The following is a 10,817-nucleotide window of genomic DNA, read 5'->3' as shown; positions in this document are numbered from 1 at the left end:
TCGGAAACGGTCCAGTGGACCGTTTCAGGCCGGAACGGGCGGAGCCCCTGAGCCCCGCTCGCCGCCGTGCTTGCATCGATCATGTCCGCACCCGGTTCCGGCTGTCCGAGCGGCGCGCCTGTCGTGTCCTGGGGCAGCACCGATCCACGCAGAGGAAGGTGCCGCAAGGCCGGGCCTACGAGGCTCGGCTGGTCACGGACATGATTGAACTGGCCCGTCAGTATGGCCGTTACGGCTATCGTCGCATTGCGGCCTTGCTGAGAGAAGCCGGCTGGGAAGTGAATGACACGCGGGTCGGACGTCTGTGGCGGCGAGAGGGGCTGAAAGTGCCGATGAAGCAACCGAAGAAAGGACGGCTCTGGCTGAACCCTCTCGGGACATTGCTTCGCAATGCCCTGCCGGGCAATGGACGGATCCTGTGTCCAGCTGCGCCCTGAACATCGCAGCCATGTCTGGAGCTATGACTTTGTTCACTGCCGGACGGCGGACGGAAAGGTCTTCCGGACGCTCAATATCCTGGACGAGCACAGCCGGGAGCGCCTGGCGATCAAGGTGAAGCGCAAGCTGAACTCGGGCGACGTGATCGATGCCTTGAGCGACCTGTTCATCATGCGGGGTGTGCCAGCCTACATCCGGTCCGACAACGGCCCGGAGTTCGTGGCTCAGGCCGTCCAGGATTGGATCAAGGCCGTCGGCGCCAAGACCGCTTACATCGAACCCGGGTCACCCTGGGAGAATGGCTACTGCGAAAGCTTCAACGCCAGTTTCCGCGATGAACTGCTGAACGGGGACATCTTCTACAGCCTACGGGAAGCCGAGATCCTCATCGAGCAATGGAGGAATCACTACAACACGAAATGACCACACGGTGCTTTGGGCTACCGCCCTCCGGCCCTGGAAACCATCGTCCCGATGGACCCAAGGCCAGTCATGCACTAACACTCAAACTGGACCACTCAGGTGGGGCTGATCAGAATTCCGCGCGGATTACTTTCGCCTGCTTTCCGTCCGAACGCTACCGCATCTCATGCTTCGCCAAGCTCCAGACCCATTGATTTTCACCGCCAGAAGATGACGGTGGCGGCGAGAGCGACCGCAACCAAATCAACAGGAAGAAACCGGGACGGATTCTACACCTGCACGGCCTGGATCAGGGGGCAACGGCAACCAGATGCAAAAGCCCGTGTCTGCCGAGGTCAGGAGCGGCTGCCGCAGCCTCCGCGAGGCGAGTAAGTTCATCAGTAGAGTTAGCACGGCCCGTCAGGCAGCGAGGGCTGACGGATCTGCGTGCGCGGATTGCGGTCAGGATCGGGGTCATTCGAGAAGCGGCTCCACCTGCAGCGGCTGGCCTGCACTGACACGCGGCATGTCAGGGTCAATTGCGGCGATGCCGCGCGCCATCGCGATCGGACTGAGGCTGGCCGACGCGCCCCGTCCAAGACGCCGAAGGATTGGCCTGCCCATGGCATCGCGCTGGTCCCATGTCACCGGGACATATTCACGCCGGCCCGCAGTCCGGTCATAGTCGAAACCAGCCACAGCCGGAATCCAGTTATCCGGCACCACGGTCATCCCCGCGGCCTTGCGCAGCGCCGGCCGCGCGATCTGGCTGAAGGTCACCGCCGCGGCATAGGGATTGCCCGGCAATCCCACATAGAGCGCGTTCGCGACCCGCCCCACGGTCAAAGGCTTGCCCGGCCTGATCGCCACCTTCAGAACGTCCAGCGTGGCGTCCTCACGGCGCAGGGCGTCGAGGATGTGATCCTCTTCGCCCGCCGACACCCCGCCCGAGGAAATGACGACATCGTTCTCTTCACCCGCGCGGCGGATGGTTGCCCGGATCGCGCCGGGATCATCGCAAAGGATGCCGTAATCGGTCAGGTCGATCCAGGGTTGCGTGAGCAGCGCGCGCAGCATGACACGGTTTGAATTGTAGATCTGGCCGTGCCGCAGCGGCGACCCCGGTTCCTGCAGCTCGCTGCCCGTAGAGAACAGGCCGACCCGTAATCTGCGGAAGATCGGGACCTCGGGAATACCGGTTCCCGCAAGAAGGGCCAGGCGCGGGGCGGTCAGCAGGTGACCGGAGGGCAGCGGCGGTTCGCCCGCGCGGCAATCCTCACCCCGGCGCCGGATGTTGAGCGATATGCGCGGGGCTTCCGAAACGATCAGCGTGTCGCCTTCGCGGCGCACGCGTTCCTGCATGATGACGGCATCCGTGCCTTCGGGGATCGGGGCGCCGGTGAAAATCCGCGCCGCCGTGCCGGGCCGAAGGCTGATCGATCTGGTGTCGCCCGCCGCGATCCTGCCCGAAACGGGAAGCCGCCAGGGGCCATGCCCGGCAAGATCACCGGTCGAAACCGCATAGCCGTCCATCGCGGCGTTGTCGAAAGGGGGCAGGTTGACCTGCGCGGCGGGTGGTTCTGCCAGAACGCGGCCAAGGGCGAGATCGAGCGGTAGTTCCTCCACCTCTCTCACGGGCGCTACGGCTGCAATGGTTCTCAGACGCGCCGCATCGACCGACAGCGTTGCCCCTGTTTTCCCGGTGGAACAAAAATCTGGCTGGGCCATGGCGCCCTCCCTTGTGCGCATGAAAAAACGCCCGCCCCGTTTTCGGGGCGGGCGCGGTTTGCGATGATCAGAGCACCACTTCCTTGGACTTGAAGGAAATGGCCTGCGTCTCGGGTGTCGCATTCGCAATCTTGCGGATGTCCCCCCAGCAGTGCTTGTAATCCGGCAGCACCAGTTCGTTCACACCGGGGTTGACCACGTTGCCCTGGCTGCCCGCCGGCGAGCCGAACACCATCGCCACCTGGCCGCGCTTGGCCGTCGGCGTCGGATAGGCCATGCCCTGGGTCACGCCGTTGTCGTTGACGATCTCCAGCAGGTCGCCCGGGTTCAGGCCCAGGTCGACCATGTCGTCGGGGTTCATCTCGACGAAGGGATGCGGGAACCTGTCCTGGATGAAGTCATTTTCCTGATCCAGGAACTGGTTCTGCCAGAAGATGTTGGCCCGGACGTTGTTGATCCAAAACCTGTGGGCGGCCTTTTCGCGCGCCTTGCCCGGCGCCTGCCAGCCGCGCCAACCGGCGGCACAGAACAGCGCCTTCTTGTCGTCGCGCCCGTGCCGGTCGAAGGTGCCGTCGGCATAAAGCCGTTCGGTCCCGACCAGTTGGCCGTTCTCGTAGCCCACGACCGGTTCCTGGACCCCGTTGTTCCCCATCGCGCGCAGGCGGTCATAGGTCACTTCCGGATTACCCTGATTGTAGCCGTCCATGAAGGCGTCTTCCTCCGTCTGCCAGTCATAGCCCTTGAACTGGTCGGCATAGGCATCGTTGCCCATGTCGCGCAGCACACGCTCCATGTTCTGGGCGATGCCGGCGGCAATCAGGCAGTCCGGCTTGGAATTGCCGAAAGGGTCCATGTAGCGTTCCGACAGGCGCATCCGCCGCTCGCCGTTCATCGAGGTGAGGTTCATCTCGTTGGCTTCGCAGGCCGGCAGGATGACATGGGCGTTCTGGCCGATCTGGCTGTGGATGATATCCACGTCCACCACGAACAGCCCGCCCGCGTTGATCGCCGACACGATCGCGTCGACCACCTGTTCGCGGGTGCCGCCCGCAGCGGCGTCGATCGCGTCCTTCACCATGTCGGACCGGCGCTTGTGAACCCGCTTGAACTCGGATGCGTTCAGCGTGGTCTTGTAGTGGTCGCAGGCCCAGATGTGATGCACACCGCCGAGACCCCGGATCAGGAACTGGTCGATGTATTCGGCGGGGCGCCCGACATGGGCATCCGACGGGCGGTAATAACCTTCCTGATGGCCACCCAGACGACAGACCCCACCGCCTTCGCGGCCGATATTGCCAGTGGCCAGGGCGATATTCACCAAGGCGCCGATGGTACGGTAGTTGTCGTTGCCCCAGATGATGCCCTTTTCATAGGCCGTGACGCATTTGCGGCGGCTGCCGTCGTCATGCGGCTTGGCGATCCATTCGGCGGCCTTGACGATGTCGGCGGCCGGGACGCCGCAGATCTCCGCCGCTTCCTCGACCGAGGTGCGGCAACTTTCCATCGCGAAGTCGAGACTGCCAAGCCCTGCCGGATGGGCGCTGCCCTGCGCTACCGCTTCGCCGTTCTGGAAGGTCGAATTGGCGACGAACTCCGCATCCACCCAGCCGTTGTCGACGATATGGGTCAGGATGGCATTGAACAGCGCCATGTCGGTGCCTTCGTTGATCGCGAGATGCAGGACGTTTTCCTTGCCCGCATATTGCTCGGATGCGCTGATCGTCAGGGTGCGGCGCGGGTCCACCGCGATGAACTTCGCCCCGTTCTGAAGTCCGGGCACCATATGGTTCAGGTAGAGATTGGTCTGGGTCTCCATCGAATTCGCGCCGACCATGAAGATGGTGTCGGTCAGCCCGTAATCCTTGTAGGCGTAGTTCAGTTCGCCCACGCCCATGTCCCGGGTCGAATGCACCTCGGAATTATAGGCCGGGCGGTTGTGGATCCGGCAGTTCTTGATCTTCATGCTCTCGAAATAGAGCTTGCCGGTGCCCCAGGTATTCTCATACCCGCCGGCCGAGCCGCCGTGGTCGAACATCGACACCACGAGATCATCCTCGGATCCTTCGGTCACCACCCGGGCCGTAACCCGCGCCACGAGGTCCAGCGCGTCGTCCCAGGTCGTGGGCTGCCAGACGCCGTTGCGCCAGACCAACGGTTCGGAAAGGCGCTGTTGCTGCGTCCCCGTCACCTTGGAGGGGCGGTTTTCGGCCATCCGCGCGCCGCGGATCGACCCAAGCCCGGAATTGACCACGCAATTTACATCCGGCTTCACCACCAGCTGCACGTCTTTGCCGTCCTGCTTGACGATGTTGTACATCGACGGCGCGTACCAGGCTTCGGTGTCCTGATACTGCTGTTCGCTCAGGTCCACGCCGAACTTGTTCTCGCCGGGGGCGGTGCCGCCCTGCTTGTTCATCGGCCATGTGTAAGCCTTGTAGCCGCAGCCGACGATGCAGTAGTGGCAGGTTACGTTATGTTCCTTCGCATCCGCCGGGATGATCGGAAGCCGGTCTATCTGTCGTTTGTAAGCCATGAATTTTCCCCCCTCACAACACGTTGGACAGACGGCCGTAAATCAGCTCGTCCACCCCTTCGGCATAGATGTCGCCGGCGTCGTCCACGCGGAGGACGAATTGCGGCAGGTTGTTGGTGGCATGGCCCCAGATCTGCTGACCGCCCGCTTCCGCGTCGAACCGTGAGTGGTGGCCGGGGCAGTTCAGCGTCCGATCCTCAGCGCTATAGCTGAGCATCCATCCCTTGTGCGGGCAGAGCACCGAATAGGCGACAATATCGCCATCCGGCCCGACGCCGCCCTCCACCGCCTGACCGAGCTTGAGCAACACGCCCGGGCTGTCGGCATCGGGATATTCGATATCCATCGGCTCGTTCACCACGAGCTCGGAAATATTGGCGAGCCTGTTGGCCGGGTAATCCACCCGCGCCAGGCTCCGGGCCTGCGCCTGTTGTGCAGGCAGCACCGTAGACGCCGCAGCCCCCGCGGCGCCCACCAGGCTGCCGCGCAGAAACTGACGACGGCCCGCATCGACCAGCCGATTACATTTCATGGAAAAACCCTCCCTTGCTTTTCTGCATACCATGGTAGGCACAAGCACGGGCGCTGCCGACACCCAAGAAACGGATGCCGCAGTGCGGCTGTTTATTGATTTTTAACGATTTTTCAGAGCGTTCGGAAATCCGAACGTTTTCAACAGCGGATCAGAGGCCGAATTTCTGCATCTTTTCCCACAGAGTCGTGCGCGACACCTTCAGCAGCTTGGCCGCTTCCAGGATATGGCCATCAGTCCGGCTCAGTGCCGCGATGATCTGCTGCCGCTCGGCAGCGTCGCGGGCTTCGGAGAGCGTCGAGAAGCGATCGCTCTCCGCTCCGAGTTCGGGGAAGATATCGGATGGGAACACCCATTCCCCCTGAGCGGCTTCGACCGCCCGGAGCAGCCGCGCCCGAAGTTCCCGCCCATTTCCCGGCCAGTCGTAGGCGCGGATAGCATTTTCGGCATGAGAGGATAGACCCTTGAGCGGTGGGTCGCGCCGATTATTCAGCGTCTCGAAGAATTGATTGGCCAGCCAAGTGGCATCCTCCGGCCGCTCGCAAAGCGGGGGAATGAAAACCTCGTGCGCCTTGAACAGATAGAGAAGGTCCGCTCGCAGTTCCCCTGCGGTAACGCGCGCATCGACGGCAGGCCACGCCGACACCAAGGCGCGAAACGGAGTGCCTGCTGCCAGAGTTTCGACAAGATGGTCTTGCGTCTCCGATGCAAGGTTCTCCAATCCATTGAAATACAGAGTTCCTTCGCCCACCTCGGCGATGGCCTCTGTCAGCGCCTGATCGTCGATGTCGTGCCGGTGTGCATTGACCTCGATGAACGGGGCGGCTCGCCGGTCCGACAGGTCGTGGATCCTGCGCGCCAAGCGGGCCTTCCCCAGCCCCTTGTCGCCCCGGATCAGGATCGGATAGTCGCCTGTGGCATACTCGGCGGCAAGCGCATCGACTTGGCGCGCTGCGGCTGAAATTCCGGTTTGAGGTGGCAGATCGACGTTTTCTTCGGGGCGCAGGATCCGCGCCAGCCGATCCAGAAAACCGCCCATGTCGAACGGCTTGGTGACGTAATCCGCCGCTCCGGCCCGCAACAGCCGCACAGCCTGGTCGATCCCCCCTTGGCCCGTGATAAACAGAAACGGCGGCGGGGTCGTAGTGCGGCAGAGGACTTCGTAAAGTTCTTCCCCGGTCCCGTCGGGGAGACGGATGTCGCAGACCACTCCGTCAACCGGCAGTCGCGGTGTCCTGATCGCGGATATCCCGCGCCCCATCAGCTTGACCCAGGTAACGGAGGCGCCCTCCAGTTCAAGGCGCTGGTGAATCGATCCGCCCATGATCTCGTCATCCTCGACAAGAACGATATGCCGCCCCGTCAGTGTCATGCCGTTCGTCCCTTTGGGAGAATGACCGCCAGCGAAGTCCGGCCGGCATCGCGGACATGCTGTATGCGCCCGTCGAGCCCGGCGACTAGATCATGAACAAGCCGCAATCCCACGCCGCCGCCGGGCGCGACCGGGGCCGAGGACATCAGGCGGTCGCGATCCTGCGCGCTGAACCCCGTGCCGTCATCGGTGATGGTCAGTTTCACACTATCATTGTTGTCAGGTCGTACACGCAGGCTGATGCTGCCGCCTTCAGGCGCCGCCGCCGACGCATTCAGAAGCAGGTTGAGAACGATCTGCCGCACCGGAGCGGCTGGCAGGGACGACAGATCATCAGTGTCCGCCTGCACCTGCCAGTCAAGACTCTGGCCCTTCCGTGCAGCCTCGGGTTCGAACAGCAGCTTCAAGTCATCGAAATCCGTTAGCCGCAATGGAAGCCCCGCCCGGTCGAGGCGGTTCTCCTCTAGGATCGCCTGGCTCACGTCCTTCAGATGCACAAGGCCGCGTTCCAGAAGATCGACGGATTTCTGCACCACTTCGGGCCGGCTCGGATAGGCGCGGATCGTGTCCACGGTATTCAGAAGCCCGCCAAGCGGGTTGTTGATCTCATGCGCCAGCGACGAGGACAACCGCCCGAGGCTGACGAAGCGTTCGCGTTCGGCAAGGCGTCTTTCGGCCTCGGCCCGGGCGTCGATCGCCCCCGTCATCGCGTTGAATGTCCGAAGCAGCCGGGCCAATTCGGTGTCCGACTTCGGAATCTCCGATTCCGGTATTCGGCTGGGCGCGCCGCCTGCATCATCCATGTGCTGGGCCAACAGCGCCACCGGCTTGAGCATCCGCGCGACAAGGAAGTATCCCGCACAGACAAGCAAAGAAGTGGCCCCCGCATTGGCGAGAAGAAGATAAAGCGTAATCCTTTTCCGTTCGGCCACGAGGTCGCCGACATCGATTTCGCTGACGATCTGACCAACCATGCGTCCGGCAACCAGAAGCGGCGCGCGGACCCGGACCTGCTGGGCGTTTCCCGATGCGGTCAGCCCCGACAAATCCGACGCATTTTCGGAAAACGGCGTGGCATCGCTGTCGACCGGCGCACGCAACGGATCGGTCGCGGCCAGAACACTGTTTCGGTCGTCCGCCACGACCGTAAACAGCATCCGCTGGCCATCGGAAGCCGCCCGCGCCCGGTCCAGCGTGTCGTATACCTCCCACACATCCTTGTGCAGGACAAGAGGCCCAAGCGCGACTGACAGCCCCTCGACATGCAGCCGCGCGATTTCCCGCAGCCTGTCATCGTGCAGGCGGCCGAGCGAGCGCAGCACCTGTTGCGATGCGACCAACCCGAGCGCAATCATCAGCGCGCCCATCGCAAGGGCGACCCGAAGCGTGATCGGGATACGGCTGAGGGTACCCTGCCTCATCCGGCTTGCTCCAGTACCGCCATACGCGCGGCGATACCGTCGAAAAGACGGATGTCGGGCTCCGTAATCTCATCAAGGAAAAGCAGATCGAGCGCGGCGCGCCCGGCGTCGGTCCGGTCCATCGCGAGCAACGCCCGCTGCAGCGCCGAGACATCCGCATCCGCCATCCGGTCGGTTCGGGCCGCGAAGGGAGGAAAGCCGAGCCATTCGGACTTTGCCACGATCCGCGTTCGCGCCACGAGCTCGGGTTCGACCGCAGCGAGGGTTTCCCAGACATAGCCGTCGACGCTGCCCGAACGGACCAGGCCACCGGCCACCGCCCGCACCACGTTCCTGTGCCCCCAAGTGAAGATGGTGCGCGCGAAATACGTGTCGGGCGCTTGGCCCATCCGAGCAAGATCCGAGGCCGTGACAAGGAAGCCGGAATTGCTGTCGGGATCGGAGAAGGCGTGCATGCCGCCGCGCAGGTCTTCGAGACCGGCAGCCTCATCTGTGACCGAGGCAATGAGATAGGATTGGTAACGTGGCTGGCCGCGCCAGATCGGCACGCCGAGCAGCGTAAGTTGGGACCGGTGTTGCAAGAAGGGAAAGCCGCAGACCCACGCGGCATCGACGGAACCATCCAGAAGCGCACCGGTGATTTCCTGGTAGGTCCTGCGCTGCACAAGGTCGATATCCCGCCCCATTCCTGCCGAGAGCGCGTCGCGAAGCCGCGCAATCACGACCGCGTCGTTATCAAGGAACACCGGCGTCAGGGCGAGCCGGAAAAGCTGCTCGGCCCGCAGCACAGAGGGCGACGGCAGAACGGTCGACGCGGCGATCCCCGCGATCAACTCCCTTCGCTTCATGAATATTTCCTCCCGCCTGGCAGCCTACGCCTCATACGCTCTGTGGAGCAATCCCCCCTTCTTGCTGGGTTTCCCGGTTTGACACCGGACGGTTCTCAGGAAAAGCGCGTCCGGGTTCTGTTCGCAAAGGCGACAAGCGAAAGCATCACCGGGACTTCCACCAGCACGCCCACGACGGTGGCCAAGGCAGCGCCGGAATTCAGCCCGAAAAGGCTGATCGCAACGGCGACGGCAAGCTCGAAGAAGTTTGACGTTCCGATCAATGCGCAGGGGGCGGCGATACGGTGCGGCACTTTCAGAAGCCAAGCCGAGGCATACGCCAGACAGAAGATGCCGTAGGATTGAATCAGGATCGGGACCGCGATCAGCGCAATCACCAGCGGCCGATCAAGGATGACCTGCCCCTGCAATCCGAACAGGATCACCACCGTCGCGATCAGTCCGACGACCGAAAACGGTTTGATCTGGTCACGAAACGCTTCGATGCGATCGGATGACCCGAGCAGGCGCCGTGTCCAGACGCCGGCGGCAAGAGGAAGCGCCACGAACAGCGCAACGGACAGAAGCAGCGTTTCCCAGGGCACGGCGATTTCGGTGACGCCGAGCAGGAAGGCGACAATCGGTGCGAAGGCGAAGACCATCACGATATCGTTCACGGAGACCTGCAAAAGCGTATAGTTCTCGTCTCCGCGTGTAAGTTGCGACCAGACAAACACCATTGCTGTGCAGGGGGCCGCACCCAGAAGGATCAGTCCAGCGACATATTGCTGCGCGTCCGCCGGCGCGATCCAATCGGTGAAGACGCTCTCGAAAAAGAGCACGGCGAGAAATGCCATCGTGAACGGCTTGATCAGCCAGTTGACGGCCAGAGTGACCCCCAGGCCGCGGGGCTGGCGCAAGACATTCTTCAACTCGCCGGGATCCACCCCGACCATCATCGGATAAACCATCGCCCAGATAAGGACCGCGACAACGAGATTGACGCGCGCGACCTCTGCTTCGGCGATGATCTGCACAAGACCGGGCATGACGCTGCCAAACGCAATGCCAGCGATCATCGCCAAAGCGATCCAGAGACTGAGGTATTTTTCAAATGCGGTCATCTTGGTTTCCTGGTGGTCAGTATGACATGTTCAATATTTACCATTTACCGGGTCAAGAGCGCCTGAACAGCTCGAAAGTAGCGCGCTTATCTCTGATAGAGTCAAGCGTGGCTCGTCAGCCTCGGGCCCGCTTCGGTTATTACCTGCGAGCGAGCGCGCAACTGCGCCATCTCCATCGTCCCTGTCGTGCTCAATGGCAAGTAAGCTCAGCGAGCGGTTTGCTCTCCGCCCTTTCCTTAGGGCTGGACGTTTCACCCAGAAGACCAACCCCATAAAAAGCAGCGCCGCCATAGCACAAGGTATTAAGTTCCGAACGCAAAAAGCGCCCCTTGGGGCGCCATCACACTGTAATCTAAGGGTAAATTTTGGTTGCGGGGGCAGGATTTGAACCTGCGACCTTCAGGTTATGAGCCTGACGAGCTACCGGGCTGCTCCACCCC

General features: G+C 62.6%; 7 protein-coding genes and 1 pseudogene. 1 reads left to right on the top strand and 7 read right to left on the bottom strand.

Annotated elements, in window-relative coordinates:
• A pseudogene (locus tag IT775_RS20760) lies at nucleotides 1-939 on the top strand (IS3 family transposase); the annotation flags it as partial.
• A 375-nt stretch (nucleotides 940-1,314) separates the two neighbouring features.
• Here IT775_RS20760 and IT775_RS20755 read toward each other — a convergent pair.
• From IT775_RS20755 to arsB, 7 genes are all read right to left on the bottom strand, one after another.
• The gene (locus IT775_RS20755; RefSeq protein ID WP_212703165.1) at nucleotides 1,315-2,568 is read right to left on the bottom strand and encodes a molybdopterin molybdotransferase MoeA; all 1,254 of its coding nucleotides are present in this window, start codon (nucleotides 2,566-2,568) and stop codon (nucleotides 1,315-1,317) included.
• A 67-nt stretch (nucleotides 2,569-2,635) separates the two neighbouring features.
• On the bottom strand, nucleotides 2,636-5,101 hold the full coding sequence (locus IT775_RS20750) for an arsenate reductase (azurin) large subunit (RefSeq protein ID WP_212703164.1): 2,466 nt from the start codon (nucleotides 5,099-5,101) through the stop codon (nucleotides 2,636-2,638).
• 13 nt (nucleotides 5,102-5,114) lie between these two features.
• Nucleotides 5,115-5,633 carry an arsenate reductase (azurin) small subunit gene (locus IT775_RS20745; protein WP_212703163.1) on the bottom strand — a complete coding sequence of 173 codons (519 nt, stop codon included), beginning with the start codon at nucleotides 5,631-5,633 and terminating at the stop codon, nucleotides 5,115-5,117.
• Between the two features lie 151 nt (nucleotides 5,634-5,784).
• Complete coding sequence (locus IT775_RS20740) at nucleotides 5,785-7,005, bottom strand: sigma-54-dependent transcriptional regulator (protein ID WP_212703162.1); 1,221 nt, start codon at nucleotides 7,003-7,005, stop codon at nucleotides 5,785-5,787.
• Nucleotides 7,002-8,426, bottom strand: a complete 1,425-nt coding sequence (locus IT775_RS20735) for a sensor histidine kinase (protein WP_212703161.1) — start codon at nucleotides 8,424-8,426, stop codon at nucleotides 7,002-7,004. Before IT775_RS20735 ends, IT775_RS20740 begins: the two co-directional genes overlap by 4 nt.
• On the bottom strand, nucleotides 8,423-9,274 hold the full coding sequence (locus IT775_RS20730; protein WP_212703160.1) for a PhnD/SsuA/transferrin family substrate-binding protein: 852 nt from the start codon (nucleotides 9,272-9,274) through the stop codon (nucleotides 8,423-8,425). Before IT775_RS20730 ends, IT775_RS20735 begins: the two co-directional genes overlap by 4 nt.
• Before the next feature lie 95 nt (nucleotides 9,275-9,369).
• Nucleotides 9,370-10,377 (bottom strand): ACR3 family arsenite efflux transporter, encoded by a 1,008-nt coding sequence (arsB, locus tag IT775_RS20725; RefSeq protein WP_212703159.1) that lies wholly within the window; start codon nucleotides 10,375-10,377, stop codon nucleotides 9,370-9,372.
• Between the last annotated feature and the right edge of the window lie 440 nt (nucleotides 10,378-10,817).

Source organism: Thalassovita aquimarina (assembly GCF_018219815.1).
Taxonomy (GTDB): Bacteria; Pseudomonadota; Alphaproteobacteria; order Rhodobacterales; family Rhodobacteraceae; genus Thalassobius; species Thalassobius aquimarinus.
Note: the sequence above shows the minus strand (reverse complement) of the source record. Positions and strands in the feature narration are given on the sequence as shown.

What these genes read in the sequence shown, in the direction of transcription:
- arsB (WP_212703159.1), bottom strand. Translation starts at nt 10,377, where the DNA reads ATGACCGCATTTGAAAAATACCTCAGTCTCTGGATCGCTTTGGCGATG.
- IT775_RS20745 (WP_212703163.1), bottom strand. Translation starts at nt 5,633, where the DNA reads ATGAAATGTAATCGGCTGGTCGATGCGGGCCGTCGTCAGTTTCTGCGC.
- IT775_RS20755 (WP_212703165.1), bottom strand. Translation starts at nt 2,568, where the DNA reads ATGGCCCAGCCAGATTTTTGTTCCACCGGGAAAACAGGGGCAACGCTG.
- IT775_RS20740 (WP_212703162.1), bottom strand. Translation starts at nt 7,005, where the DNA reads ATGACACTGACGGGGCGGCATATCGTTCTTGTCGAGGATGACGAGATC.
- IT775_RS20735 (WP_212703161.1), bottom strand. Translation starts at nt 8,426, where the DNA reads ATGAGGCAGGGTACCCTCAGCCGTATCCCGATCACGCTTCGGGTCGCC.
- IT775_RS20730 (WP_212703160.1), bottom strand. Translation starts at nt 9,274, where the DNA reads ATGAAGCGAAGGGAGTTGATCGCGGGGATCGCCGCGTCGACCGTTCTG.
- IT775_RS20750 (WP_212703164.1), bottom strand. Translation starts at nt 5,101, where the DNA reads ATGGCTTACAAACGACAGATAGACCGGCTTCCGATCATCCCGGCGGAT.